Origin of the sequence: Corallococcus sp. AS-1-6, assembly GCF_020037015.1 — a bacterium.
Taxonomy (GTDB): Bacteria; Myxococcota; Myxococcia; order Myxococcales; family Myxococcaceae; genus Corallococcus.
Genome location: NZ_JAIQDE010000021.1, coordinates 56,540 through 82,882 on the forward strand (window position 1 = coordinate 56,540; position 26,343 = coordinate 82,882).

Below are 26,343 nucleotides of genomic sequence, written 5' to 3' on the forward strand. Positions count from 1 at the left end.
GTCCGACAGTCGGACAGGTTCTCGCGGAGCACCGCTGTCGGGGCGCCCCCGCCGGGTTCCCACGTTCGCATCGGCAACGCAGTGGGAGCACTTGTCGGACAGTCGGACCGGCTTTCGCGGCATGTCACGAACGGCGAGTGCCAACCAGGTTCCGCGCGCTGCATCGTCAGCGCAGGCGGGCTGCCTGTCTTCTTCAAACCTGTCCGACAGTCGGACAGGTTTCAGGGCCGTGCCGCCGGAGGGGCGCCTCAACTGGGTTCCCACCTTCGCGCCTTCAGCGCAGGCGGGCTGCTCGTCTTCTTCAAACCTGTCGGACAGTCGGACAGGTTTCAGGGCCACGCCGCCGGAGGGGGGGGGCCTGGCGGGACTCTCAGCTTCTCACTCATGAAGACTGTTTTCAGGTCGGAAGGGCTGGGGGCCTCGACCTCTGCGCGCGCCACCCTCCGTGTGCGGTTCGGCCATGAGGAGGTTCGCGCGCGATGACTCCTCCCGTGCTCCCACGCTTCGAAGGCGGACGGCGTGCGCTGCTCATCAGCGCGGCGCTGGGTGTCGTGGGGCTCGCCGCCACCGCCGTCGGTGCTGTCCTCGACCTGCGTCAGGCGTTGGCGGGCTACCTCTTCGGCTTCACCTATTGGCTGGGCCTGTGCCTGGGCGCGCTGCTGCTGCTCGCCTCCTTCCACGCGTCGAAGGCGCGCTGGCCCGTGGTGCTGCGCCGCGCGCTGGAGGTCTGCTCCGCCACCGCGCCGCTGTTCCTCGTGCTGTTCGTGCCGCTCGCGCTGGGGATGCGGCACCTGTATCCGTGGGTCGCTCCGTCCGCGGACCTGGGCGAACACACGCTGCATGTGCTCGAACACCGGCGGCTCTACAACAACGTGCCCTTCTTCCTGGTGCGCGCGGCGCTGTACTTCCTCGTCTGGGGAGGCGTGGGCCTCCTGCTGCACCGCTGGTCCGTGAGCCAGGACGCGACGGGCGACCTGCGCTGGACGGTGTGGCAGCGGCGGCTGGGCGGCGGCTCGCTGCCCGCGCTGGGACTCACGTTCTCCTTCATGACGCTGGACTGGATGATGTCGCTGGAGGCGACGTGGCAGTCCACCGTCTACGCCGTCCACGTCTTCTCCGGCGCGTTCGTGGGCGCGCTGGCCTTGATGATCATCGCGGGCGCGGCCACGCGCGACACCCAGCACTTCGGCAGCCTGCTGTCCCCCGGCCACTACCACCGGCTGGGCACGCTGCTGTTCGCCTTCGTCTGCTTCTGGGCCTACATCGCCTATTCGCAGCTCATGCTCATGTGGATCGCCGGCCTGCCCGAGGAGGTGAGCTGGTACCGCGTCCGCCTGGAGGGCGGCTGGGGCGTGCTGTCGCTCGTGCTGCTGCTGGGCCACTTCGTCCTCCCCTTCGCGCTCCTCCTGTCACGCGAGCTCAAGGCGCGCCCCCGGCTGCTGGGGGCCGTGTCGCTGTGGATGCTCGCGATGCACGCCGTGGACGTGGCGTGGCTGCTGTTCCCCTCGCTCTACCCGGAGGCCGTCGTCATCCCGTGGACGGCGCTCACCGCGTGGGTGGGCGTGGGCGGGATGTCTGTCGCGGCGGCCCTCTGGCTCGCGCGTGGCACCTACCCCGTGCCCGTGTCGGATCCGTATCTCGTCCACTCGCTCCAGGTGCGCCCGCCATGAGCGAACCCCGTCCACCGCCTCCGGAGCTGGAGCGGCTGCCCACCGCGTGGCTGCTGCGCGTCGGCGCCGTGGCGCTGGCGCTGCTCGCGGCGGCCAGCGTCGCGGCGTGGGCGCTGTGGGTCCTCTGGCGTCCCGGCACCGAGCGTCCCCTCCCGGTGCCCGCGAGCACCCAGCAGATCGGCATGATTGATCAGCCCCCCTTCTCGCTGGACCGGAGAGCGGACGCGCTGAAGGCCCGGCAGCGCGAGCAACTGGAGGGCTACGGCTGGGTGGACGTGGACGCGGGCGTCATCCACCAGCCCATCGACGCGGCCATGCGGCAGGTGCTCTCCGAGGGTGAAGGGGGCGCGCGATGAACGAGCTGCTGCGACGCCTGTTCTTCCTCCCGGAGCAGGGCTCCACCTTCGCCGTGAAGGTGGACCACCTGCACTACGTCCTGCTGCTCACCACGTTCGCGGTGGCGGTGGGCATTGGCGCCGTCGGCATCTTCTTCCTCGTGCGCTACCACCGGCGCACGGCGTCGGACCCCACGCCGCGCGTGGTGGCCGCACCGTGGATGGAGGCGCTGTTCATCGGCGTGCCGCTGTCGCTGTTCCTGCTCTGGTTCGTCCTGGGCTTCAAGCAGTTCGTCTGGGTGATGAGCCCGCCCCAGGACTCGCTGGACGTGTACGTCACCGGCAAGCAGTGGATGTGGAAGTTCACCTATCCCGGAGGCCCCAGCGCCATCGACAGGCTGGTGGTGCCCGCGGGCCGGCCCGTGCGGCTGCTGCTCACCTCGCGGGACGTCATCCACTCGTTCTACGTGCCGGACTTCCGCATGAAGCGGGACGCGATCCCCGGCCGCTACACCGACCTCTGGTTCGAAGCACCCAGGCCCGGCCGCCACCTGGTGCTGTGCGCCGAGTACTGCGGGCTGGACCACTCCCAGATGCGCGGCGAGGTGGTGGTGCTGCCGCCCGCGGACTTCGAGGCGTGGCAGGATGCGCAGCGCCGCAACCTCCCCGTGGCCGCGCTGCCGGGCGCCCGCACCCCGGAGTCCATGGCCGTGCGGGGAGAGCGCGTCGCCGCCGCGCAGGGCTGCCTGCAATGCCACACGGTGACGGGCGCGCCGCACATCGGTCCCACGTGGCTGGGGTTGTACGGCCGGAAGGAGCCGCTGGAGGGCGGCGGCGTGGTGCTCGCGGACGAGGCGTACCTCACCGAGTCCATGATGGACCCCTTGGCGAAGGTGGTGGCCGGCTACGCGCCCGTGATGCCGGGCTACCACGGCCGGCTGAGCGCGGAGGACTCCGGCGCGCTCGTGGAGTTCATCAAGTCCCTGCGTCCCCCACGCCCGGGTGTCACCGCGGCCGAGGAGCCCGTCTATGTCCCCACCGGCCGCTGAGTCCTACCTGTCGGACGGGCGCACCGTGTGGTCGTGGCTCACCACGCACGACCACAAGCGCATCGGGGTGATGTTCCTGGGGCTGACGCTCTTCTTCTTCTTCCTGGGCGGCCTGTTCGCGCTGGCGCTGCGCATCGAGCTGCTCACGCCGGGCCGGACCGTGATGGGGCACCTGGCGTACAACCGGATGTTCACGCTCCACGGCGTCACCATGGTGTGGCTGTTCATGATTCCGGCCATCCCGTCCGCCTTCGGCAACTTCCTGGTGCCGCTGATGATTGGCGCCCGGGACGTGGCCTTCCCCCGCCTCAACCTGGCGTCCGTGTACCTCTACGTGCTGGGGGCCAGCGTCGCGCTGTGGGGCATGTTCGAGGGCGGCGCGGACACGGGCTGGACGTTCTACACGCCCTACAGCACGACCACGGGCACGGCGGTGCTGCCGGTGCTGGTGGGCGTGTTCATCATCGGGTTCTCCACCATCCTCACCGGGCTCAACTTCATCGCCACGGTGCACACGCTGAGGGCGCCGGGCCTCACGTGGATGAAGGTGCCGCTGTTCGTCTGGGCCATCTACGGCACGTCCATCATCCAGGTGCTGGCCACGCCGGTGCTGGGCATGGTGCTGCTGCTGGTGGCGCTGGAGCGCGTGGTGGGCGCGGGCATCTTCGACCCCGCGCGCGGAGGCGACCCCATTCTCTTCCAGCACCTGTTCTGGTTCTACAGCCACCCGGCCGTCTACATCATGGTGCTGCCGTCCATGGGCGTCATCAGCGAGGCGGTGTCCGCCTTCAGCCGCAAGAACGCCTTCAGCTACCGGATGATTGTCTATTCCACGCTGGGCATCGCGTTCGTGGGGTTCTTCACCTGGGGACACCACATGTTCGCGTCCGGCCAGTCCACCTTCGGCTCGGGCGCGTTCGGCGCCATGTCGATGCTGGTGGCCATCTTCACGGCCATCAAGATCTTCTCCTGGCTGGGCACGCTCTACCGGGGCTCCATCGCCATCGAGTCGCCGCTCATCTACACGCTGGGGTTCATGTTCTTCCTCTTCTTCGGGGGGATGATTGGCGTGGCGTACGCGACCACGTCGTTGAACCTGCACTGGCACGACACGTACTCGGTGGTGGCGCACTTCCACTTCATCATGGTGGGGGCGACGGTGATGGCGTTCCTGGCGGCGCTGCACTACTGGTTCCCGAAGATGTCCGGGCGGTGCTTCCCCAAGAAGCTGGCCAACGGCGCGGCGGTGCTGATCATCTTCGGCTTCATCGCCACGTTCGTGCCGCAGTTCCTGCTGGGAAACCTGGGGATGCCCCGGCGGTACGCGGACTATCCGCCGCACTTCCAGTCGCTGCACGTGGCGTCCACGGCGGGCGCGTCGCTGCTGGCGTTCGGGTTCCTGGTCATCGCGGCGTACCTGGCGTGGAGCCTGCGGTACGGCGCCGCCGCGGGGGACAACCCCTGGGGCAGCGAGGGCTTCGAGTGGCGGAGCGCGTCCCCGCCGCCCACGCACAACTTCACCACGCCGCCCGAGTACCCCACGGGGCCGCACGAGTACGCGCGGGAGGAGGTGCCGCATGCCGCCTGAGGCCGTGACCGAGCACTGGGGCTCCGAGGACGCGCGCAAGCAGGCGGCGTACCTGGGCATGTGGGTCTTCATCGCGACGGAGGTGTTGCTGTTCGCGGGGCTGTTCACGGCCTATGGCGTGTATCGCTCGGTGTACCCGGAGGCGTTCCGCGCCGCGCAGCTCACGATGGAGGTGGGGCTGGGCACGCTGAACACGTTCATCCTGGTGACGAGCAGCATCGTGGTGGCGCTCGCGGTGCACGCGGTGCGAGGCAACCGGCCGGGGCTGGGCGGGGCGTTGCTGCTGGTGGCGGCGCTGCTGGGCGTGGTGTTCCTGGTCGTGAAGGGCGTGGAGTACGCGCACCACGTGGAGGACGGGGGATTGCCGGGGGACGCGTACCGGTTCACGGAGGTGCCGCGCGTGGGCGCGAGCCTCTTCTTCACGCTGTACTACCTGCTGACGGGCTTCCACGCGCTGCACGTGACGGTGGGCGTGAGCGTGCTGACGGTGCTGGGCGTGCGGTCCGCGTCAGGGACGTTCGGCGCGGGGTACGCGACGCCGGTGGAGCTGGGCGGCATGTACTGGCACCTGGTGGATGTCATCTGGTTGTTCGTCTACCCCATCCTGTACCTGTCATGAGGAGCGGGCCCGTGGCCGAGGACGCGGTGGAGAAGCCGGAGCGCCAGTTGGGCGTGGCCGGCGTGCTCATCGTGGGCGGGGTGCTGCTCGCGTTGACGGCGCTGACGTACGGGCTGCACAAGCTGCCGCACGGCGCGTGGTCGCTGCCGGTGGCGCTGCTCATCGCGGCGGCGAAGGGGCTGCTCATCGCCCTGTTCTACATGCACCTGCGCGAGCAGCGCGCGAGCAACGGGCTGGTGTTGATCACCTCGGTGGTGTTCGTGGCGGTGCTGCTGGCGGTGTGCGTGCTGGAGGTGCGCACGCGCTTCCGGCCCACGATTCCGCCGGGTCCGTTCCCGGTGGAGGCCCTGCCGGGCGCGATGAACGACCCGAGGAGCGCGAGGCCTCCGGAGCCGGCGGGGCCGCTGAACCCGTAGGGCTCAGCGCGGGCCGTGGCCCTGGGCGCTGGGGCGGCGGGCCATGGCGGCGTCGCGTTCGTCCTGGAAGGACCGGTCGATGCTGGCGTCCAGCAGGCGCAGTTGCCGCTCCAGCTCCTCGCGCCGGAAGGCCGGGGCCACGCTGAGCAGGTCCGTCACCAGGAAGCGCAGGCGCCGGGACACCTGGAGGTCCCCCGCGCCGAAGAGGCGGACCTCATCCACGGTGAGCCGCACGTAGGTGTCCCAGTCCGGCCGGGGACACAGCAGCCGGAGCGCGCCGGTGTCGTCCTGGCGTGACGGGGACGGGAAGCGCCGGTGGACCATGCGGCGCAGCAGGTCGTGGAGCGGGTCGATGGCCTGCACCGCCGTGGTGGGGTCGTTGATGCCGGGAGACAGGGCCCGCTCCGCCACGTCCACGAGCTGGCGGAAGCCGAAGGCGGTGTCCTGCTGGAGCGTGCGCTCCCGCCCCGTGCCCACCGCGTCGGTCAGGTCCTTCACGTCGAGCTTCGCGCCGTCGCCCCAGACCTCGAAGAGGGGCGCGCCGTGCGGCACGAAGTCGCCCATCATCGGGACCAGCCCCACCAGTACGCCGGCCTTCTTCGCGCAGGCCAGCAGCCGCTCCTCGTCCACGGTGACGAGCACGCCGGAGGAGCCCCCGTGGGGCACCACCAGCGACGGCGGGGCCTGGGGCCGCTGGAGGGCCGGGTCGTGCGCGTCCTGGCCCACGCCCTCCGGGTACATCCGCTCCAGCGTGGCGCACGTCTCCTCGCGGATGCGATCCAGGATGACCACGGCGCGGATGGACTGGGCGACGTGGTGGATGAAGAAGATGAACGCGCCCACGCACGCGAGCACCAGCACCAGGGCCAGCCAGACGGACAACGACGGCACGTGGGCCTGGATGTGCAGCTCCTCGGAGGTGCCCCGCACGCTCCGCAGGGTCAGCAGGGCATAGACGAAGGTGCCCACGAAGATGCCCAGGGTGAGCTGGCTCTGCCGGTCGCTCAGGAACGTGCGCAGGATGCGCGGCGAGTACTGGTTGCTGGCCTGCTGGAGCACGAGGATGGTGACGGAGAAGACCAGGCCGGAGAACGTCATCATCGAAGAGGCCACGGCGCTGAGCACCGAGCGCGCCCCCTCCGGTCCGCCGCGGAAGAGGTACCAGGCCGACTCCCGCTGCACCAGCCGCGCGTCGAGCGCCTCGGCGCCGGAGGACAGGGCGACGGCCGCCGCCACGCAGAAGGCGGGGATGAGCCAGTAGCTCGTGCCCAGCTTCTCCGCGAGACGTGTGGTGCGCAGCCGGGTGAGGGCGCGCGGGACCACTCCTTGGCTCATAGGAGGACGTTATGCACGCCGGGCGTCCGTCACGCGCGGGGAGCGGCTGCCTGCCTGGTGGCTCGGGACGCGCGGCTCAGGCCTCGTGCTTCAAGAGCCGGAGCTGACGGCGCAGCCGGTCTATGCGGGTGAGGACGTCGCGTGCGGCGGGCACCGTGCCCAGCGCCGCGCCGAAGGCGATGTGCAGGAGGAACAGCATCGACGTCGGGGCCGCGCGCGAGAGCGGGGGGGATGAGAAGGGAATCATCAACCAGGTCATCACCGTCCACAGGCCCATGCCGTAGAGCACTCCCAGGCAGAGCGCCGCGACGGCGGTCCCCCGGCGTGGCAGCAGCAGCGCGAAGCCCGTGGCCAGTCCGCCCGCCACGGCGAAGTGGATGAACAGGCCGAGCACCACGGCGAAGACCCCGTGGGCCGCGCCATCGCGGAAGAACAGCCCCGCCACGAGGAGCGCGGGCCTCCAGGGCTCGCCGTGCAGCACGCCCGAGAACGCGCAGGCGAGCACCGCCATCACGAACGCGCCCAACGCTCCCGCGCCCGCACCCGGGAGCACGACATCGCGCACCGGGTTCCATGGCGCCACCGCGAGGTCCACCGCCCGAGTCCGCTGCTGCTTGCGCATGCCCAGCCTCCCGAGCGGCCCGGAGGGCCCTGGCCTTGCGCGCCCCGGATCCACTCTGGCCTCAACCTGGGGACGGAGGCCCGCGCGGGCACCCGCCAAGAGGACGCGCCTCACGGAGCGCCCGGCGCACGTCCCGGACAGCGTGCGTGCGAGAGGTCCCGCCGCACTGCCATCCCGCACCCAGCGCCTAGCTTCACCGTGAAGCCCTCGGAACTCGAAGGAACCCGATGCCATCCTCCACCCGCCATGACAGCGCCGCCGCGCCCATCGAGCGGGTCGATGTCTCCGCGTACACCGTGCCCACGGACCCGCCGGAGTCCGACGGCACCTTCGCCTGGACGTCCACCACGCTGCTGCTCGTGGAGCCCGTGGCCGGAGGCCAGCGCGGGCTGGGCTACACGTACGCGGCCACGGCCGGCGCCGCGTTGATCCGCGACATGCTCGTCCCGCTGCTCGTGAGCGAGGACGCCTGGGACCTCCCGGCGCGGATGGCGTCGCTCCTGCGCCGGGTGCGCAACGCCGGCTCGCGCGGCCTCGTGGCCCGGGCCCTGTCCGCCGTGGACACCGCCCTCTGGGACCTGAAGGCGAAGCTGCTGGGCGTGCCGCTCGCCCGGCTGTTCGGTCAGGCCCGCCCCGCCGCGCCCCTCTACGGCAGCGGCGGCTTCACCAGCGACTCGGACCGGCGGCTCCAGACGCAGCTCACGGGGTGGGCGGACGCGGGCATCCCTCGCGTGAAGATGAAGGTGGGCACCCACGCGGACGCCGACCCCGCCCGCGTGCGCGGCGCGCGCGAGGCCCTGGGGCCCGGGCCCGCCCTCTTCGTGGACGCCAACGGCGCGTACACCGTGAAGCAGGCGCTGGCCCTGGCGCGCGACTTCCGCGAGGCCGGCGTGTCCTGGTTCGAGGAGCCCGTCTCCAGCGACGACCTGGCCGGCCTGCGCCTCGTGCGCGACCGCGGGCCCGCGGGCCTGGACGTCGCCGCGGGCGAGTACGGCGACAGCGGCCCCTACTTCCGCCGCATGCTGGAGGCGGGCGCGGTGGACGTGCTCCAGGCGGACGCCACGCGCTGCCTGGGCTTCACCGGCTTCCTCCAGGCGGACGCGCTGGCGGAGGCCTTCCACGTCCCCCTGTCCGCGCACTGCGCCCCGGCCCTGCACCTGCACGTGGCCTGCGCCGCCCGGCGGCTGGTGCACGTGGAGTACTTCCATGACCACGCGCGGCTGGAGCGGATGCTCTTCGACGGCGTCCCTCCGCCCGTGCACGGCGCGATGGCGCCGGACCTGTCCCGGCCCGGACTCGGGCTGGAGCTCAAACGGGCGGACGCCGCCCGCTTCGCCGTGGAGACCTCCCCATGACAACGACCTTCCTGGACACCCTGCGCCACGCGCGCCGCCCCCGCGCCGCCGCCCCGCGCGAGCGGAGGGCCGTGGACGTGGCGGGCCTGGAGCGCGAGCTGCGCCGCCGGGTGCGAGGCGACGTGCGCTTCGACCCGGGCGACCGCGCGCTGTACGCCACGGACGCGTCCAACTACCGGCAGGTGCCGCTGGGCGTGGTGTGCCCCCGCACCGTGGAGGACGTGGAGGAGACGGTGCGGCTGTGCCGGAGGTTCGGCGCGCCCCTGATGTCCCGGGGCGGCGGCACCGCGCTCGCGGGCCAGACGTGCAACGTGGCGGTGGTGCTGGACTTCTCCCGGCACCTGGACCGCGTGCTGCACATCGACCCCGAGCGGCGGCTCGCCCGCGTGCAGCCCGGCACCGTGCTGGACGTGCTCCGCGTGGAGGCCGTGAAGCGCCACGGCCTCACCTTCGGCCCGGACCCCGCCACCCACAACCGCTGCACGCTGGGCGGGATGCTCGGCAACAACTCCTGCGGCGTGCACGCGCAGATGGCCGGCCGCGTGGCGGACAACACCGAGTCCCTGGACGTGCTCACCTACGACGGCGTGCGCCTGCGCGTGGGCCGCACGTCCGACGCGGAGCTGGCGCGCCTGATGCGCGAGCCGGGCCGCGTGGGCGAACTCTACCGGGGCATGAAGGCGCTGCGCGACCGCTACGCCGGCCTCATCCGCGCCAGATACCCGCGCATCCCCCGCCGCGTGTCCGGCTTCAACCTGGACGAGCTGCTCCCGGAGAACGGCTTCCACGTCGCGCGCGCCCTGGTGGGCACCGAGGGCACCTGCGTCACCGTGCTGGAGGCCACGCTGAAGCTGGTGCCGGAGCCCGGGGCGCGCTCCCTGCTGGTGCTGGGCTACCCGGACGTGTTCCGCGCCGCGGACGACGTCCCGGAGGTGGTGGAGGCGGGGCCCATCGGCCTGGAGGGCATGGACGCGAAGCTCATCGACGGGATGCGGCGCAAGCACCTGCACGTGCAGGACCTGCCGCTGCTGCCGGACGGCGAGGGCTGGCTGGTGGTGGAGTTCGGCGGGGACTCCAAGGCGGACTCGGACGCGAAGGCGCACGCGCTGATGGACCGGCTGAAGGCGAGAGGCCACGCGCCGTCCATGCACCTCTACGACGACAAGGCGCAGGAGGAGCTCATCTGGGAGGTCCGCGAGTCCGGCCTGGGCGCCACGGCGTTCATCCCGGGAGAGGCGGACACGTGGCCGGGGTGGGAGGACTCGGCGGTGCCCCCGGAGCGCATCGGCCTGTACCTGCGGGACTTCCGCGGGCTGCTGGACCGCTTCGGCTACAAGGCGTCGCTCTACGGCCACTTCGGCCAGGGCTGCCTGCACTGCCGCATCAGCTTCGAGCTGCGCACGCGCGAGGGCATCGCGCGCTACCGCCGCTTCGTGGAGGAGGCGGCGGACCTGGTGGTGCGCCACGGCGGCTCGCTGTCCGGCGAGCACGGCGACGGCCAGTCCCGCGCGGAGCTGCTGCCGAAGATGTTCGGAGCGGAGCTGGTGCGCGCCTTCGGGGAGTTCAAGCGGCTGTGGGACCCGGAGGGCGGGATGAACCCGCGCAAGGTCGTGGACCCGTACCGGCTGGACGAGAACCTGCGCCTGGGCACGCGCTACGCCCCCGCCGAGCCGCGCACGCACTTCCAGTTCCCGGAGGACCAGGGCAGCTTCTCGCGCGCCACCACGCGCTGCGTGGGCGTGGGCAAGTGCCGGCGCACCGGGGGCGGCACCATGTGCCCCAGCTACATGGTCACGCACGAGGAGCGGCACTCCACGCGAGGCCGCGCGCACCTGCTCTTCGAGATGCTGCGCGGCGACGTGGTGGGGAAGGGCTGGAGGAGCCCGCAGGTGAAGGACGCGCTGGACCTGTGCCTCGCGTGCAAGGGCTGCAAGTCCGACTGCCCGGTGAACGTGGACATGGCCACGTACAAGGCGGAGTTCTTGAGCCACCACTACCGGGGCCGCCTGCGTCCCCGGCACGCGTATGCCTTTGGCCTGGTGATGTTCTGGGCCCGCGTGGGCGGGAGGGTGCCGTGGCTGGCGAACCTCCTCACGCACGCGCCGGGGCTGCGGACGCTGGCGAAGGCGGCCGCGGGCGTGCACCCCGCGCGCGAGGTCCCCCGCTTCACCGCGACGCCCTTCCAGCGGCGCGTGCGCGGCAGGCGCCCGGCGGTGGGGCCGCGAGGCCCGGTGGTGCTCTTCCCGGACACCTTCAACAACTTCTTCCACGCGGACACGGCCTCCGCGGCGCTGGAGGTGCTGGAGGCGGCGGGCTTCGAGGTGCGCGTGCCCCAGGGCTTCGTCTGCTGCGGCCGGCCGCTCTACGACTACGGGATGCTGGACACCGCGAAGGCGCTGCTGCGGCACACGCTGACGCGCTTCCGCGAGGACATCCGCGCGGGGGTCCCCTTCGTGCTGCTGGAGCCCAGTTGCGCGGCGGTCTTCCGCGACGAGCTGCTCAACCTCTTCCCACATGACGAGGACGCGCAGCGGCTGGCCGCGCAGACGTATGTCTTGAGCGAGCTGTTGCGGAAGCGGGCGCCGGACTTCCAGCTCCCGAAGCTGGAGGGGAAGGCGCTGGTGCAGGCGCACTGCCACCACCAGGCGGTGATGAAGTTCCACGACGAGAAGCAGTGGTTGGACCGCACGGGGCTGGACTGGGAGAAGCCGGACTCGGGCTGCTGCGGCATGGCGGGCGCGTTCGGCTACGAGCGCGACAAGTACGGCGTGTCCCAGGCCTGCGGCGAGCGGGTCATCCTCCCCAGGGTGCGCGCCGCGCCGCGTGACACGCTGCTCATCGCGGACGGGTTCAGTTGCCGGGAGCAGATCCGCCAGGCCACGGGGCGTCAGCCGCTGCACCTGGCGCAGGTGCTGCGGAAGGCGCTGCGGCGCGGCGAGGACGTGCCGGACGAAGCGCCCGCCCGGCCGCGCCTGTCCGCGGCCCTGGCGGTGGGCGGGGTGTTGATGGCCGCGGGGCTGGTCTCCTGGAGGGCCTGAAGGCCCCACACGCGGAGCGTGGGTCCGACTGGAGCCATGGACGGCCCCTGGGGGGAGGCCGCTAGGCTTCCGGCTGTGATTGCCTCCGTCCGCTTCGAGCACTACCGGTGTCTGCTTCGCGTGCAGCTCGCCCTGGAGCCGTTGACCGTCCTGGTGGGGCCCTCCGCGTCGGGGAAGACGGCCGTGCTGGAGGGGCTCCAGCACCAGCTCGCGTACGAGCCGTCGGACTTCTGGCGCCGGGACGAGTCCCGCCCGCTCTCGATTGAGTGGACGTACGCGCACGGCGACCGCACGCGCGTGGAGTATCCGTTCAGCGTGATGGACACCCTGCCCGGGCAGGGGCACTCCACGCAGCAGTTGACGTTGAGCATGGAGGCGCTGCGGGCGGGAGGCTCATCCGCGAAGGCGACGTGGCTGGAGCGCAAGGGCGGCAACCTCGCGAGCGTCTTCGCGGCGCTGCCCATGTCCACGCGGGACGTCATCTCCCGGGAGCTGGCGAAGCGGGTGCCGTCGCTGTCGGAGGTGGACGTGGCGCGGGACCTGGAGGACCGCGCCTTCCGGCTGCGCTTCCGCGACCGCTGGAGCCCGGACGTGTGGTTCGGCCCCGACGACGTGTCGGACGGGGTGCTGTGGCTGCTCGCGTTCCTGGTGCTGCCCTACCAGCGCCCGCTGCCGGAGCTGCTCACGCTGGACGAGCCGGAGCGCGCCCTGCACCCGGGCCTGGTGCGCGAGGTGCTGGAGCTGCTGCGCGCCATGACGCGAGGCGAGTCCACGGGAGGCCAGCCGGTGCAGGTGGTGCTGGCCACGCACTCGCCGGACCTCCTGGAGCACGTGCGCCCGGAAGAGGTGCGCCTGTTGTCGCGAGAGCCCGCGGACGGCTCCGTGCGCGTGAGCCCCGTGCCCGCCACCGCGCTCCACTGGCGCCGCGAGTGCCGGGAGCTGCTGGACACGCTGTAGCACTGGGGGGCAGCGTCCTTCCGGAGACGGGAGGGAAGCGGAATGGGTCCGGAGTGATGGGGTCCCAGGTAGAGTGGTGGAATGCTGCGCAGCATCCGCCTCCGGAATCTTCTTTCATTCGGACCTGGTTCCGAACTCTTCCCTCTTCGGGCACTCAACGTCCTGATTGGCCCGAACGCGTCCGGAAAGTCCAACCTCATCGAGGCCTTGGGACTCCTGCGGGCGACCCCTCGCAATCTCCTTGCTCCGATTCGCGAGGGGGGGGGCGTGACGGAGTGGTTGTGGAGAGGAGGGCAGGACCCCAAGCCGCCTACGGCTCAGTTGGAGATCCTCCTGGAGTATCCCGAAGGCGATATGCCGCTGCGCTACGAGCTGGCCTTCACGGTCGCAGGACAGCATCTCAGCCTGGTTGACGAAGTTGTTTCGATTGAGCCCCCCGTGGAGCCGGCTGAAACGTCGTCAGGCTTCTACCGGTACAACGCGGGCCAACCCGTTATCAGCCTCAGGAAGAATTTGAGCGCCAGGCCTGGCTCTGGGCAGGGGCGTGAATTCAGACTTTTGGAAAATGCCCGGATCAGTTCGGAGCAGTCCATCTTGTCGCAGCGACGCGATCCGGATCTGTATCCTGAGTTGACCTACGTGAGTTCCTTCCTGGAAGGCATCTCGCTGCATCGTGAGTGGAGTATCGGCCGATTCACACCTCCGCGTCGGCCTCAGCAAGCGGACCTCCCTGGAGACTTCCTGTTGGAGGACGCGAGCAATCTGGGGCTCGTCCTCAACGACTTGATGTCCCGGCCAGGAGTGAAGAAGACGCTCTTGGAGAACCTCAAGCTCCTCTATGCGAGGGTGGAGGACTTCTCGGTCAGGATTCAGGGTGGCACGCTTCAGGTGTACTTCCATGAGGAGGGACTGAACGCGCCGATTCCCGCGACCCGATTGTCCGACGGGACGCTGCGCTACCTCTGCCTGCTCACCCTGCTGTGCCACCCGACGCCGCCGCCACTGGTCTGCATCGAGGAGCCAGAGCTCGGGTTGCATCCCGACATCCTACCGGTCATCGGAAGGCTCCTGCGCGAAGCGAGCACACGCACACAGCTCATCGTGACCACGCACTCGGACACGTTGATCTCCGCGCTCTCGGAGGTGCCGGAGTCCGTCGTCGTCTGTGAGCAGGAGCAGGGTGGAACGGTGCTGCGGCGCCTGGAGAAGGACAAGCTGTCGGAGTGGTTGTCGCGGTACAGCCTGGGGGAGGTCTGGCGGATGGGCGAGTTGGGCGGAACCCGATGGTGAAGGAGATCCGGCTCTACATCGAGGGAGGCGGAAATACCGACTACGGCAAGGCCCGCCTGAGAGCTGGATTCGGTCAGTTCTTCGAGGAGATCGTCCAGCGCGCCAGGAAACGAAACGTCCGTTGGCGCCTCATTCTCTGCGGTCCGCGCGACGCTGCCTTCGATGGCTTCAGGCATGCGCTCAAGGAGCATCCTTCCGCGTTCAACATCCTGCTCGTCGATTCAGAAGGTCCGGTGAGCAAGCCGCCCTGGGCCCATCTCGCGACGCGGGACCCGTGGCAGCGTCCCGAGAACGCTTCGGACGACTCTTGCCAACTGATGGTCCAGACCGCCGAGGCATGGCTCATGGCGGACCCCGAAGCGCTCCAGGGTTACTACGGAAAGGGCTTCGCGCTCGGGAGCCTCCCCAAGACGAACAACATCGAGGCCATTCCCAAGACCGCCCTCGAAAGCGCCCTGGACAAGGCGACCCAGGGGACGCAGAAGGGCCGGTACCACAAGATCGAGCACTGCTCGGACCTGTTGGGAAAGGTGGACCCCGCGCGCGTTCGCGCCCGCTCCGTGCACTGCGAGCGGCTGTTCACCGTGCTGGAAGGCTTGTTGTCCTGAGCTGTGTCCACCAGCGCACGGCTCCGGCTCCACGAGTGACCTGGGGGTGACGCTCCGCGCGCGGGGCTGACGGTTGTGCGCCTGCGTCGGCGGGCCACTCCTAACGTGGGCCCTTCGCCCATGCCCCTCCTCCTGCCCATCCTCCTGGCCCTGGCGTGCGCGCCGCTCGCCTATGTCGCGGGCCGGTGGCGTCCGGGCGCCGCGGCCTGGATGGGCGCCGCGGGCGCGCTCGCCGCCATGGGGGCGCTGGTCTACGAATGGATGCAGGGGACCACGCGCCTCGTGCTCCCCTGGGCCCCCTCCTGGGGCCTGTCGCTGGAGTTCACGCGCGACGGCCTGTCCGGCCTCTACGCCGCGCTGGCGCTGGGCGTCGGCGCGCTCGTGGTCCTGTACTCGCGCGCGTACATGCCGCACCACCTGGCGCAGGAGCGGCGCCCCCCGGGCGACGAGGTGCGCTTCCAGGGGCTGCTCCTCGCGTTCATGGCCGCCATGGTGCTGCTCGTCACCGTGGATGACCTGCTGCTGCTCTTCGTGGCGCTGGACCTCACCACCATCATCTCCTACCTGCTCATCGGCTTCGACCGCGAGGACCCCGAGTCGCGCGCCGCCGCGCTCCTGTCCCTGGTGCTCACCGGCGCCACCTCCGTCGTCTTCTTCGCGGGCGCCATGGCGCTGGGCGTCCAGTACGGCACCTTCTCCCTGCCGCGCGTCTTCGAGCTCGCCGCGCAGTCCCCCGCGTCCACCGGCGCCCTGGTGTGCCTGGCCGTGGGCGCGCTGGGCAAGAGCGCGCAGGTGCCGTTCCACTTCTGGCTGCCGCGCGCCATGGCCGCGCCCACGCCCGTGTCCTCGTACCTGCACTCGGCCGCGATGGTCGCCGCGGGCGTCTTCCTGCTCCAGCGCCTCTACCCGCTGTTCGCCCCCGCCACGGACGTGCGCCACGGCCTGCTCGCCATCGGCTTCGTGTCCATGGGCATGGGCAGCCTGATGGCCCTGGTGGCGGATCCGTTCAAGCGCGTGCTCGCGTACTCCACCATCGCGCAGTACGGCTACGCGCTGGTGCTGGTGGCGCTGGGCTCCGAGGGCGCGCCGCTCTACGTGGCCGCCCACGCGCCGTGCAAGGCCGCCCTCTTCCTCACCGCGGGCGCCGTCACCCAGGTCACCGGGAAGAAGAAGCTGTCCCAGGTCGGCGGCCTGCGCCACTCGCTCCCCGTGCTCGCGGGCGCCAGCGCCGTCGCCGCGGCGGGGCTCTCCGCGCTGCCCCTCACCATGGGCTTCTTCAAGGACGAGGTCTTCTTCCACGCGCTCGCGAAGGAGGGCCCCGCGTTCATGGCGGCGGGGCTCGTGGGCGCGGGCCTGACGCTCGCGTACACGCTGCGCCTGTGGTGGGGCCTCTTCGGCGGGCCGCGCCAGGACGTGCCCGCCGCGCCCACGCTCCTCGTGGCCCCCGTGGTCGTGCTCGCCGCGAGCATCCTTTTGGGCGGCGTGGTGCCGGGGCTCCTGGTCGCGCCCTCGCGCGCCGCCGCGGAGGCGATGCGCGGCGAGCCCTCCACGCTGGAGCTCGCGTACCACCTGGACGCGCGCGTGGAGAACCTGCTCGCCGTGGGGGCCTGGGCCCTGGGCGCGCTGCTCTTCGCCACCCGGCTCGCGTGGACGCCCGCGCTCGCCCGCGTGCTGGAGGCCGCGTCCCACGTGGGCGCCGAGCGGGGCTACCGCCTGCTGCTGCACCAGTTGGACCGGCTGTCCACGTGGCTGCACGAGAAGGAGGTGCGCGACCTGCGCGACCGCGTGGCGTCCGTGCTGGTGCCCACGGGCCTGCTGGGCCTGACGGTGCTGGGCGTGACGCCGCTGCGCGACCGCTTCAAGGTGGGCACCGTGGACTGGGCGGACATCACCCTGGTGATGGCGCTCGCGTTCGCGTCCGCCGCCGCGCTGGCCACGCTGCGCGCGAAGGGCCACCTGCGGCTGGTGCTGCTCATCTCCTGCGTGGGCTTCAGCCTGGCCATGGTGTTCGCCTTCGCCGCCGCGCCCGACGTGGCCCTCACCTCCGTGCTGGTGGAGACCACCTTCACGTTGCTCTTCGCGGGCCTGCTGGCGCTGCTCCCCCGCGACCGGCTCGAGCGCGCCCAGCACGAGGCCCAGAACCCCCGTGGCCGGGACCGACTGGCCGCGGCGGTCGCGGGCGCGAGCGCCTTCCTCCTGAGCTGGAGCGCCCTGTCCCACCTGCACGCCGAGCGCGTGGGCGCGCGCACGGTGCAGTTGGCGAAGGCCGCGCACTCGCCCAACGTCGTGGCGGCGGTGCTCACGGACTTCCGGGGCCTGGACACGGTGGGGGAGATGACCGTGGTGGTCGCGGCGCTGCTGGGCGTCACCAGCCTCCTGCGCCTGAAGGGGAGGCGGTGAGGCCATGATCTCCTTCGTCCCGCCCCTGTCGCGCCTGCTGCTGTGGCCGTCGTTGATCATCGCGCTGGCGCTCTGGCTGAAGGGCGGCGCGTCGGTGGGCGGCGGCTTCCCGGCCGGGGCGCTCGCGGGGCTCGCGGTGCTGCTCCAGTACGTGGTGATAGGCCGGGACCAGACCCGGCGCTACGCGGCGGTGCGGTACGCGGCGCCGCTGGCGGGCGTGGGGCTGCTGCTGGTGGTGGGCACCGCGTTCCTGCCCGTGCTCGCGGGCTACACGCCCATGAGCCTCTTCCCCCGCCCGGACCAGCAGGAGCTGGGCGTGGGCGGGCTCCACCTGCACACCGCGCTCATCTTCGAGGGGGGGCTGATGCTCATCGTCTTCGGGCTGGTGGTCACCGTCATCGACCGCTTCGCCCTGCGCACCGGGACGGAAGGGGAGTCCGGACCATGATCCTCATCGCGTCCCTGGTGGTGGGCCTGCTGTTCGCGTGCGGCGTGCGCATGGTGCTGGAGCGCGAGCTGGTGCGCGTGGCGTGCGGCACGGTGCTCATCACCAACTCCAGCGTGCTGCTCATCCTCGCGGGCTCCTTCCCGGAGCGGGGCGAGGCGCTGAGCGTGCGGCCCGGCTGGCCGGTGACGGATCCGGTGCTCCAGTCGCTGGCGCTCACGGCCATCGTCATCGGCTTCGCGGTGTCCGCGCTGCTGCTCACGCTGGTGCACCGCACGCAGCGGGCGCACGGCTCGCTGCGCACGGACCGGCTGGTGGAGGCGGAGCTGAAGCGCGTCCACGCCGTGGAGCCGGAGGAGGAGCACTGATGCCGCTCTGGGGGCCGCTGCTCCTGCCGTGGGTGCTGGGCACGGTGCTGGCGTTCCTGGATGGGCGCCGCGCGTGGGTGGCGTGGCTGGCCATCGCGGGGCTTGGGGGCACGCTCGTGTGCACGGCGTGGCTGTTGCCCCAGGCCTGGAGCGCGCAGGCGCCCCAGTTCGTCACGGGGGACTGGCCGGTGGGCGTGGGCATCCGCCTGCGGGCGGATCAGCTCTCCATCGTGTTCGCGCTGGTGTCCACGGCGGTGCTGCTGGGCACGCTCGTGTACGAGCACGTGGCGGGGGGCATCACGTCGCGCAGCTTCCCCGCGCTGGTGGTCTTCATGGGGGCGGGGCTCACCGGGGTGTTCTTCACGTCGGACGCGTTCAACTTCTACGTCTTCTTCGAGCTGGCGATGACGGCCGCGTTCGGGCTGGCGTCGTATGGCGAGAAGCCCCGCAACCTGCGCGCCGCGTTCACCTTCGTGGTGGTGAACCTGATGGGGTCCACGCTGTTCCTCACGGCGGTGGTGATGCTGTACCTGACCACCGGCACGCTGGACATGCTGTCCATCATCGCGTGGGGCCAGGCGGGGCCGCCGTTCGCGCTGCTGGTGCCGGGCACGCTGCTCTTGTGCGCGTTCGGGGTGAAGCTGGGCTTCTTCCCGTTCCACTTCTGGGCGCCCGCGGTGTACCGGGACGCGGGCCCCACGGTGGCGGCGCTGCTCGCGGGAGCGCTGGCGAACATCGGCAGCTACGGCCTGCTGCGCTTCGGCGTGGACGTGATGCCGCAGGTGCTGGCGCAGGCCCGGCCGCTGCTGGAGCTGCTGGGCGCGGCGAGCATCCTCTACGGCTCCGTGCTGGCGCTCTCCCGGCGGGACACGCGCGAGGTGCTCGCGTACGCGTCCATCTCGCACGCGGGGCTCATCATCGCCGCGCTGAGCCTGGCGGGCCGCGAGGGCCTGTGCGCGGCGGTGGCGCTGGCGCTGGCGGGCTCCCTGGACAAGACGGCGCTGTTCCTGGCGCAGGACCGGGGCGGCGAGCGGGCGCGCCGCGCCTACTCGGTGGCGGCCTTCAGCACGGCGGGCGTGCCGCCCACCGCGGGCTTCTGGTCCAAGGCCTGGCTGTTGCGCGCGGCGCTGGAGCAGGGGCACGCCTGGCTCGCGGGGCTGGTGGTGCTGGCGAGCACCCTGTCGCTGCTGGCCCTCTTCCGCGCCTACCAGCGCGAGCGGTGGCTGAGGGAGGGCGCGGCCCTGCACCGGGGCACCGGCGCGGTGGTGTACGCGCTGTCCCTGGCGCTCATCGCCGCGGGCCTCTGGCCGGAGCCGCTGCTGCGCGCCGGACGCGACGCCATCCAGGGCCTGGGGACGCTGCCGTGAGTCCGCGCACCCTGGTGAACATGCTGGCCCTGGCGCTGCTGTACGCGCTGATGGTGGGAAGCTTCCACCCGGTGGACCTGGCGCTGGGCGCGCTGCTGGCCCTGGGCGTGATGCGCCTGTTCCCCCTGGCCGGCGCGCCGCCGGTCCTGGGGGCGCGCGAGCACTGGCGCCGCGCGCTGCACCTGCCCCGCTTCGGCTGGGCCCTGGCCGTGCTGGTGACGCGGAGCTGCTTCCACGTGCTCACCACCATCTTCGGCCCCGCCGGCCGCGCGGACCTCGCGGGCGTGGTGGAGGTCCCCATGGGCGAGCGCACCGCGCGCGGCGTGCAGGTGTCCTCGTGGGCCATGTCCCTGGCCCCGGGCACGGTGCTGCTGGAGCTGGACTGGGAGCGGCGCGTGATGCGCATGCACGCGCTGGACGCGTCGGATCCGGACAAGCTCATCCGGCAGCAGGACCACTTCTACCAGCGCTACCAGCGCGCGGTGTTCCCGTAGGGAGGCGGCCCGGCGATGCACGAGACCTTCTTCACCCTGGCCATCGTGTGGATGGTGGGCCTGCTGGGCGCGCTGGTGCTGCTGGCCTCGCGCCAGCGCTCCTCGGCGGACATGCTCATGTCCGTGGACACCCTGGGCCTGGTCATCTGCGCGGTGCTGGCGCTGTACGGCGCCACCCGCGGCGAGGCCGGCTACCTGGACGCGGCCCTGGTGCTGGCCCTGCTCTCCTACGTGCAGACCGTGGCCGGCGCGCGCTTCCTGCACCACGGCCGCACCTTCCACGACGAGGAGGACTCCCGATGATGTCCGCCGGGGTGCAGTGGGTGGCCGACGCCCTGGTGGCGCTGGGCCTGTTCTTCATCACCGCCGCCATCATCGGCTTGTACCGGCTGCCCTCGGTGCTCACCCGCGTGCATGCGGCGGGCGCGGTGCCCTTCGGCGGGGTGCTGGTCATCATCGGCGCCACGCTGGCGACGGGGGACGGCTGGCTCCTCTTGCGAGGGCTGCTCGTCGCCGCGTTCCTGATGCTCACCATCCCCAGCTCCGCCCACGCCATCGCCTGGCTGGCGGAGAAGCGCCCGGAGCTCGCCCACGACAAGGGCCAGCGGCACCGGCCCGGGCCCGGGAAGCCCGAGCGGGAGTAGCCGCCCGCACGCAGGCCCGCTCACGGAAAGGCGGCACGGGCACCCGGATGCCTCCGGGCTCCAGGGCCCTTCGTGGTCACTAGCTTGATGCGCGAGGGACCTCCACCCACCCCTGTCCAGGAGCCTCGCGCATGAGCGCCACCGTCAGCGACTACCTCATCTACCGCCTCATCCAGTGGGGCGTGCGCCGCGTCTACGGCTACCCGGGCGACGGCATCAACGGCGTGATGGGCGCGCTGGGGCGCAACCCGGAGATGAAGTTCGTCCAGGTCCGCCACGAGGAGATGGCCGCCTTCGCCGCCTGCGCGCACGCGAAGTTCACCGGCGAGGTGGGCGTGTGCATGGCCACCTCCGGCCCGGGGGCGGTCCACCTGCTCAACGGCCTCTATGACGCGAAGCTGGACCACCAGCCCGTGGTGGCCATCGTGGGCCAGCAGTCGCGCACGGCCCTGGGGGGCCACTACCAGCAGGAGGTGGACCTCACCACGCTCTTCAAGGACGTGGCCAGCGAGTACATCACCATGGTGACCGCGCCCTCCGCCGTCCGGCACGCGCTGGACCGCGCCGTGAGAATCGCCCGGTGCGAGCGCACCGTGACGTGTCTGGTGTTGCCCAATGACCTGCAGGAGCTGCCCTACGAGCCGCCCGCGCGCAAGCACGGCACCGTGCACTCCAGCGTGGGCTACGCGTCCCCGCGCGTGATTCCCCAGGACGCGGACCTGCGCCGCGCGGCGGACGTCCTCAACGCGGGCAGGAAGGTGGCGATGCTGGTGGGCGCGGGCGCCCTGAACGCGGCGGACGAGGTGCTGGAGGTCGCGGACCGGCTGGGCGCGGGCGTGGCGAAGGCGCTGCTGGGCAAGGCGGTGCTGCCGGACGCGCTGCCCTTCGTGACGGGCCCCATCGGCCTGTTGGGCACGAAGCCCAGTTGGGACCTGATGCAGGAGTGCGACACGCTGCTGATGGTGGGGACCAGCTTCCCCTACTCGGAGTTCCTGCCGCCGGAGGGCCAGGCGCGCGGCGTCCAAATCGACCTGGACGGACGGATGCTCTCCATCCGCTACCCCATGGAGGTGGGCCTGGTGGGCGACGCGAGGGAGACGCTGCGCGCGCTCATCCCCCAGCTCCAGCGCAAGGAGGACCGGAGCTGGCGCGAGGGCGTGGAGAAGGGCATGGCGCGCTGGTGGAAGGTGCTGGAGGCGCGCGCCATGAGCGGCGCGAACCCGCTCAACCCGCAGCGCGTGTTCTGGGAGCTGTCCCCGAAGCTGCCCGCGGACGTCATCCTCACGGCGGACTCCGGCAGCTCCACCAACTGGTTCGCGCGCGACCTGAAGGTGCGCCAGGGGATGCTGGCGTCCCTGTCCGGCAACCTGGCCACCATGGGCTGCGGCGTGCCGTACGCGCTGGGGGCGAAGTTCGCCTTCCCGCACCGCCCGGTGCTCGCGGTGGTGGGCGACGGCGCCATGCAGATGAATGGCAACGCGGAGCTCATCACCGTGGCGAAGTACTGGAAGGAGTGGAAGGACCCGCGCCTCATCATCCTGGTGCTCAACAACCGCGACCTGAACCAGGTGACGTGGGAGCAGCGCGTGATGGCCGGCGACCCGAAGTACGCCGCGTCCCAGGACCTGCCGGACTTCCCCTACGCGAAGTACGCCGAGTCCCTGGGGCTCAAGGGCCTGCGCGTGGACCGGCCGGACCGGCTCGCCGCCGCCTGGGATGACGCGCTGGCCGCGGACCGGCCCGTCGTCTTCGAGGCCTATACCGACCCGGACGTGCCGCCCCTGCCGCCGCACATCACCGTGGAGCAGGCGAAGATGTTCGCCTCCGCCGTGGTGAAGGGCGACGCGGACGCGGGCGGCTTCCTCAAGCAGTCCATGAAGGAGGTGGTGGAGACGCTCCTCCCCCACAAGGGCAACAAGTCCTGACGTGACGCCTTCAGCCCGCGTCTCACGGGGACGCGGGCGCCTCCTCTTTCACCAGCCAGCGCATCGTCGCCTCCGTGACGACGCCGAACAGGGCCGTCTGCGCGAACAGCCAGACGTGCTCCGCGCGCGACCAGGACCCTTCCGCGGCCGTCGCCTTGAACACCGGGAAGGCCGCGCGCTCGAACGCCAGCACCCCCAGGCCCAGCAGCGCGCCGCTGTGCAGCAGGGTCCACTTCGACGTGCGCCTGCGCACCAGGCCCCAGCCCATCCCCAGGAGCGGCCCGTAGCCCGCGCGCAGCGCGAAGGCCCACTGCGACGCCTCACGCCTGGACAGCTTGCGTCCGAACAGCCGGCTCAGCACGTGCCGGGCGATGTTGCGCGCGGCGTAGGGCGGCGGGTGGCCCAGCCAGGCATTGCGCAAGGTGACCAGCACCCCCAGGGCGCCCGTGCCCACGGCCCCGGCGACATACGCGGCGGCGTAGGGATTCCTCATGGCCTACCCCTTCAGCAGGTTGCGCATCACGAACCACAGGTTGGCCGGACGCTCCGCCAGCCGGCGCATGAAATAGGGATACCAGTGCTTCCCATACGGGACATAGACACGCACCGGATGGCCAGCCTTCACCAGTTGCTCCTGGAGGTCGCGCCGGATGCCATACAGCATCTGGAATTCGAAGGCGCCCCTGGGCAGATGCTGGCGCGCGGCGTATTCCAACGTGGCGTCGATCATCCGCTCATCATGCGTGGCGATACCGTGATACACGCCGCTGTCCAGCAGGATGCGCATGCAACGCACGAAGTTCGCGTCCACGTCCTTCTTGTCCGGGAAGGCCACGCCAGGGCCCTCCAGGTAGGCCCCCTTGCACAGCCGGACGCGGACGCGCTCGGCGCACAGGGCCTTCGCGTCCGCCTCCGTGCGCCGCAGGTAGCTCTGGAGCACCGCGCCCACGTGCCGCTCGCCGAACTCCGAGTGCAGGTCCCGCACGATGTCCAGGGTCGTCTGCGTGACGGCGCTCTCCTCCATGTCCACGCGCACGAAGGAGTCCCGCGCCGCCGCGTCCGCCGCCACCGCCCGCGCGTTTTGCAGCGCCAGGTTCCGGTCGAACAACAGACCGCACTGCGTGAGCTTCAGCGACACATTGGCCCGCACGCCCACCTGGTCGATGCGCGCCAGCAGCCGCAGGTACTGCTTCACCTCGTCGCGCGTCTCCTGCGGGGAGCGCACCGCTTCGTTGAGGTGGTCGAAGCTGGCCATCAGCCCCTTCGCCGTGAGGGCCTTCACCGCGTCCACCGCCTCCTCCAGCGTCTCTCCCGCGATGAAGCGGGACGCGAGCTGGCGAAAGGGTTTGAGCCGCGTGGCCACGTCCTTCAGGTTGGACTGACGCGACAGGAACAGCAGCGCGGAGCGGGACAACTGATCCGAGGCAGTGGTCATCTGAGTGTGTTCCCCCGCCGCTAGAGATAACGCCTGCTCAGTCCGGGTGCCGCGACAGGAAGTCGGACACGCGTGCATTGAACGCTTCCGGGTGGCTCATGTACGGCAGGTGACTGGCCGTCTCCAGGAACTCCAGCTCGGCGCCCGGCACGTGCGCCGCCACGTCGCGCGCGGCCGCGGGCGGCACCAGCAGGTCCCTGCCGCCCTCGATGATGAGCGTGGGCACGCGCAGCTCCCGCAGCCGGTGCAGGAAGTCCGCGGCCAGGATGTCGCGCAGCCGCCGCATCAGCTCCACCGACGACATGCGCCGCGCCTCGCGGACGATCTCCGCCCGCCCCTCCGGCGGCAGCCACCGGCCCCCCAGGATGCGCGCCACCGTGGGCGCGAACACATACGCCAGCGGCCGGGGCGCCCGCACCAGCGTGGACAGCGTCAACGCCAGCCGCCGCACCTTGCGCACGCTGGCCACCGGTGACACCAGCACCAGCGCCTTCACCCGCTGGGGGTGCTCCAACGCATACGCGATGGACAGCAGGCTGCCGTAGGACGACCCCAGCAACGCGAAGCGCTCCGGCAGCCCGGCCTCCGGGTGGTTGAGCACCGACAGGTTCCACTGCAGCGGTGTATGTGTCGCGGGCGTCTTCAGCGGCGGTGTCCACAACAGCAGGTTCCACGCCTGGGCCAGCGGCTCCATGGGCGCGAAGGACCGGCCACTGGCGCCCAGCCCCGGAAGACAGACCACCGTGCGTGATACATCCCTGTTGCCCCCGGGAAAGGTGAACAGCCGCGCCGGCGTGCCCCGGACGACGCGCTCCTCGCAGTCCAGCCGCTCATAGCCGCGCTGGATGTCTTCCACGTCCGGCACCAGCGGCGGCGGGCGGGGCGGGGCGGGGACGGGAGTGGAGGCGGTATCAAGCATGGCAGGCCCTCAGCAGCAGGCGCCGGACGCTGGCGGCCACGCGGTCGCGGAAGGCTCGCACGCGCGACTCCGACGCACCCGACGGCGGCGGTTCATGGGGTTCACCCACGGCGAAGGTGAGCTGGACGGGCAGCGGCAGGGGGCCCAATCCCATCACCAACGGCATGCGGTATTTGTCCTCCGCGGCCAGGCGCACGCACCAGCGGTCCTCGTCCGGGGGCCAGAAGAAGGTATCATCCACCCCGAAGCCGGCGAAGGGCACCACCGGCACCCCGGCCTGCATGGCCAGCCGGACGAAGCCCAGCGCGCGCTCCCACCGCAGCCGGTAGCGGCCCTGACTGCGTTTGAAGGTCTCCCGCGCGCCGCCCGGATAACACACGACGAGCTGCCCCTCCTGGAGCGAGCGGAGCGCGTTCTCCCGCGTCCCCTCCACCCCGCCCAGCCAGGGCAGCACCGTGCGCACGAGGGGAATCTTGAAGAACCCCCGCTCCGCCAGCCCCAGCGGATAGCGCCCCGTGGCCTGGTGCAGCAGGTGGAAGAAGGCGGGGGTCTCGTATCCCCAGACACCGTGGTTGCCCACGAGCAGCAACGGCCCCTGTCCGGGCAGATGTTCAGCTCCCACCAGTCGGGCGCGGTGGTAGCGCGCGGACAGGGCGGCGCCACCCTCCGCGAAACGGAACACGGCCTGCCGGACACTCGCGAGTGCGTTTTCCACGGTGGAGCCAAGATGCGGCCGCCCTCGCGCGCCGGCACCCTGGGACCAGGCGGCCGGGCAGGGGCTCCACCGCCGCCATCACCGGAAAAGGGCATGCACGCCAGCAGGCTGCCTTTCACGGCGGGGGAAGGGGTGCGGTTGTCTGCTTCCGGAGCCGTGCTGATGCTTGGGGGCATGGCCGGCCCGTTCGACATCCTCCTTCACCAACACCATGAGCTGGAGGACCTGCTGGAGCGGCTGGCTTCAGAGGCGGACGCGGAGGAGCTGGCGCACGCCCAGGAGTCCCTGGCGCGCCTCCTGCGCCTGCACTCCCGCCTGGAGGAGCGCTGCGTCCAGCCGCTCGTGACGCGCGTGGAGGGCCGCGCCCGCGCCCGCGAGGAGGCCGAGGACCACCTCACCCTGCGTGAGCTGATGGAGGAGTTGCAGGAGCTGACACCTCGCGGCGTCGAGTGGCAGGCGCGCCTCTTCACGCTGGAGGATCAGGTCGTGGCGCATGTTCAGGCCATGGAACACGGGGTGCTCCCCCGCCTGTCCGCGTCCCTGGACGCGGATGAATTGGAGGAACTGGGACACGACCTGGCACTGACGTACGAGGAACTGCTGGATCGCTCGCAGCACCCCCCCGCCTCCGGTCGTGGCGCGTTGTTGGAACCCCTGCATTGGGATGCGTGAGAAGCGGCTGAAAGCGTCTCCGCGCCCCATTTCCCGGGCCTTTCTCGCCTGCTGATACGCAGCCGCGTCACAACTTT

General features: G+C 71.3%; 26 protein-coding genes. 20 read left to right on the forward strand and 6 right to left on the reverse strand.

Features of this window, described 5'->3' with window-relative positions; all coding sequences use genetic code 11:
• Positions 1-479 precede the first annotated feature (479 nt).
• From K8612_RS25955 to K8612_RS25980, 6 genes are read left to right on the forward strand one after another with little or no spacing between them, the layout of a single operon-like run.
• The gene (locus K8612_RS25955; protein ID WP_223764274.1) at positions 480-1,670 is read left to right on the forward strand and encodes a hypothetical protein; all 1,191 of its coding nucleotides are present in this window, start codon (positions 480-482) and stop codon (positions 1,668-1,670) included.
• Positions 1,667-2,026 carry a hypothetical protein gene (locus K8612_RS25960; RefSeq protein ID WP_223743297.1) on the forward strand — a complete coding sequence of 120 codons (360 nt, stop codon included), beginning with the start codon at positions 1,667-1,669 and terminating at the stop codon, positions 2,024-2,026. The genes K8612_RS25955 and K8612_RS25960 overlap by 4 nt, the downstream gene beginning before the upstream one ends.
• Positions 2,023-3,054: a cytochrome c oxidase subunit II gene (gene coxB / locus K8612_RS25965; protein ID WP_223764275.1), complete on the forward strand. Its 1,032-nt coding sequence runs from the start codon at positions 2,023-2,025 to the stop codon at positions 3,052-3,054. The genes K8612_RS25960 and coxB overlap by 4 nt, the downstream gene beginning before the upstream one ends.
• The gene (locus tag K8612_RS25970) at positions 3,035-4,642 is read left to right on the forward strand and encodes a cbb3-type cytochrome c oxidase subunit I (RefSeq protein ID WP_223764276.1); all 1,608 of its coding nucleotides are present in this window, start codon (positions 3,035-3,037) and stop codon (positions 4,640-4,642) included. Before coxB ends, K8612_RS25970 begins: the two co-directional genes overlap by 20 nt.
• Positions 4,632-5,261, forward strand: coding sequence for a cytochrome c oxidase subunit 3 (locus K8612_RS25975; protein WP_223743294.1), 630 nt, complete (start codon positions 4,632-4,634; stop codon positions 5,259-5,261). Before K8612_RS25970 ends, K8612_RS25975 begins: the two co-directional genes overlap by 11 nt.
• Positions 5,262-5,272: 11 nt before the next feature.
• Positions 5,273-5,677, forward strand: a complete 405-nt coding sequence (locus tag K8612_RS25980) for a cytochrome C oxidase subunit IV family protein (RefSeq protein WP_223764277.1) — start codon at positions 5,273-5,275, stop codon at positions 5,675-5,677.
• Between the two features lie 3 nt (positions 5,678-5,680).
• On the opposite strand, the gene K8612_RS25985 is transcribed toward K8612_RS25980, so the two are convergent.
• Together K8612_RS25985 and K8612_RS25990 are read right to left on the reverse strand one after the other, a co-directional pair.
• Entirely contained in the window at positions 5,681-7,000 is a 1,320-nt protein-coding gene (locus K8612_RS25985) for a DUF2254 domain-containing protein (protein ID WP_223764278.1), read from the reverse strand.
• 88 nt (positions 7,001-7,088) lie between these two features.
• Complete coding sequence (locus K8612_RS25990; RefSeq protein WP_223764279.1) at positions 7,089-7,634, reverse strand: hypothetical protein; 546 nt, start codon at positions 7,632-7,634, stop codon at positions 7,089-7,091.
• A 227-nt stretch (positions 7,635-7,861) separates the two neighbouring features.
• Here K8612_RS25990 and K8612_RS25995 point away from each other — a divergent pair, with 227 nt between their 5' ends.
• From K8612_RS25995 to K8612_RS26055, 13 genes are all read left to right on the forward strand, one after another.
• Entirely contained in the window at positions 7,862-8,989 is a 1,128-nt protein-coding gene (locus K8612_RS25995) for an enolase C-terminal domain-like protein (protein ID WP_223764280.1), read from the forward strand.
• Positions 8,986-12,027 (forward strand): FAD-binding and (Fe-S)-binding domain-containing protein, encoded by a 3,042-nt coding sequence (locus K8612_RS26000; protein ID WP_223764281.1) that lies wholly within the window; start codon positions 8,986-8,988, stop codon positions 12,025-12,027. Before K8612_RS25995 ends, K8612_RS26000 begins: the two co-directional genes overlap by 4 nt.
• Positions 12,028-12,102: 75 nt before the next feature.
• Positions 12,103-12,984, forward strand: a complete 882-nt coding sequence (locus K8612_RS26005) for an AAA family ATPase (protein ID WP_223764282.1) — start codon at positions 12,103-12,105, stop codon at positions 12,982-12,984.
• Between the two features lie 81 nt (positions 12,985-13,065).
• The gene (locus K8612_RS26010; RefSeq protein WP_223764283.1) at positions 13,066-14,274 is read left to right on the forward strand and encodes an AAA family ATPase; all 1,209 of its coding nucleotides are present in this window, start codon (positions 13,066-13,068) and stop codon (positions 14,272-14,274) included.
• Positions 14,268-14,882 (forward strand): DUF4276 family protein, encoded by a 615-nt coding sequence (locus K8612_RS26015; RefSeq protein WP_223764284.1) that lies wholly within the window; start codon positions 14,268-14,270, stop codon positions 14,880-14,882. The genes K8612_RS26010 and K8612_RS26015 overlap by 7 nt, the downstream gene beginning before the upstream one ends.
• Before the next feature lie 120 nt (positions 14,883-15,002).
• On the forward strand, positions 15,003-17,282 hold the full coding sequence (mbhE, locus tag K8612_RS26020; RefSeq protein ID WP_223764285.1) for a hydrogen gas-evolving membrane-bound hydrogenase subunit E: 2,280 nt from the start codon (positions 15,003-15,005) through the stop codon (positions 17,280-17,282).
• Between the two features lie 4 nt (positions 17,283-17,286).
• Positions 17,287-17,730, forward strand: coding sequence for an MnhB domain-containing protein (locus K8612_RS26025; RefSeq protein ID WP_223764286.1), 444 nt, complete (start codon positions 17,287-17,289; stop codon positions 17,728-17,730).
• Positions 17,727-18,095 carry a sodium:proton antiporter gene (locus tag K8612_RS26030; protein WP_223743281.1) on the forward strand — a complete coding sequence of 123 codons (369 nt, stop codon included), beginning with the start codon at positions 17,727-17,729 and terminating at the stop codon, positions 18,093-18,095. The genes K8612_RS26025 and K8612_RS26030 overlap by 4 nt, the downstream gene beginning before the upstream one ends.
• The gene (locus K8612_RS26035) at positions 18,095-19,462 is read left to right on the forward strand and encodes a complex I subunit 5 family protein (protein WP_223764287.1); all 1,368 of its coding nucleotides are present in this window, start codon (positions 18,095-18,097) and stop codon (positions 19,460-19,462) included. Before K8612_RS26030 ends, K8612_RS26035 begins: the two co-directional genes overlap by 1 nt.
• Positions 19,459-19,956: a Na+/H+ antiporter subunit E gene (locus K8612_RS26040; protein ID WP_223764288.1), complete on the forward strand. Its 498-nt coding sequence runs from the start codon at positions 19,459-19,461 to the stop codon at positions 19,954-19,956. Before K8612_RS26035 ends, K8612_RS26040 begins: the two co-directional genes overlap by 4 nt.
• 15 nt (positions 19,957-19,971) lie before the next feature.
• On the forward strand, positions 19,972-20,259 hold the full coding sequence (locus K8612_RS26045) for a monovalent cation/H+ antiporter complex subunit F (RefSeq protein ID WP_120595362.1): 288 nt from the start codon (positions 19,972-19,974) through the stop codon (positions 20,257-20,259).
• The gene (locus tag K8612_RS26050) at positions 20,256-20,600 is read left to right on the forward strand and encodes a monovalent cation/H(+) antiporter subunit G (protein WP_223764289.1); all 345 of its coding nucleotides are present in this window, start codon (positions 20,256-20,258) and stop codon (positions 20,598-20,600) included. The genes K8612_RS26045 and K8612_RS26050 overlap by 4 nt, the downstream gene beginning before the upstream one ends.
• A gap of 131 nt (positions 20,601-20,731) precedes the next feature.
• Complete coding sequence (locus K8612_RS26055) at positions 20,732-22,525, forward strand: thiamine pyrophosphate-requiring protein (protein WP_223764290.1); 1,794 nt, start codon at positions 20,732-20,734, stop codon at positions 22,523-22,525.
• A 22-nt stretch (positions 22,526-22,547) separates the two neighbouring features.
• Here K8612_RS26055 and K8612_RS26060 read toward each other — a convergent pair whose 3' ends face one another.
• Genes K8612_RS26060 through K8612_RS26075 form a run of 4 tightly spaced genes read right to left on the reverse strand, consistent with a single transcriptional unit; the run spans position 22,548 to position 25,561 of the window.
• Positions 22,548-23,018 (reverse strand): hypothetical protein, encoded by a 471-nt coding sequence (locus tag K8612_RS26060; RefSeq protein WP_223764291.1) that lies wholly within the window; start codon positions 23,016-23,018, stop codon positions 22,548-22,550.
• A 3-nt stretch (positions 23,019-23,021) separates the two neighbouring features.
• Entirely contained in the window at positions 23,022-23,960 is a 939-nt protein-coding gene (locus K8612_RS26065; protein WP_223764292.1) for a proline dehydrogenase family protein, read from the reverse strand.
• A 37-nt stretch (positions 23,961-23,997) separates the two neighbouring features.
• Positions 23,998-24,879 carry an alpha/beta fold hydrolase gene (locus K8612_RS26070; RefSeq protein WP_223743273.1) on the reverse strand — a complete coding sequence of 294 codons (882 nt, stop codon included), beginning with the start codon at positions 24,877-24,879 and terminating at the stop codon, positions 23,998-24,000.
• Positions 24,872-25,561, reverse strand: a complete 690-nt coding sequence (locus tag K8612_RS26075) for a lysophospholipid acyltransferase family protein (RefSeq protein ID WP_223743272.1) — start codon at positions 25,559-25,561, stop codon at positions 24,872-24,874. Before K8612_RS26075 ends, K8612_RS26070 begins: the two co-directional genes overlap by 8 nt.
• A 207-nt stretch (positions 25,562-25,768) precedes the next feature.
• Here K8612_RS26075 and K8612_RS26080 point away from each other — a divergent pair, with 207 nt between their 5' ends.
• The gene (locus K8612_RS26080; protein ID WP_223764293.1) at positions 25,769-26,266 is read left to right on the forward strand and encodes a hemerythrin domain-containing protein; all 498 of its coding nucleotides are present in this window, start codon (positions 25,769-25,771) and stop codon (positions 26,264-26,266) included.
• Positions 26,267-26,343 lie beyond the last annotated feature (77 nt).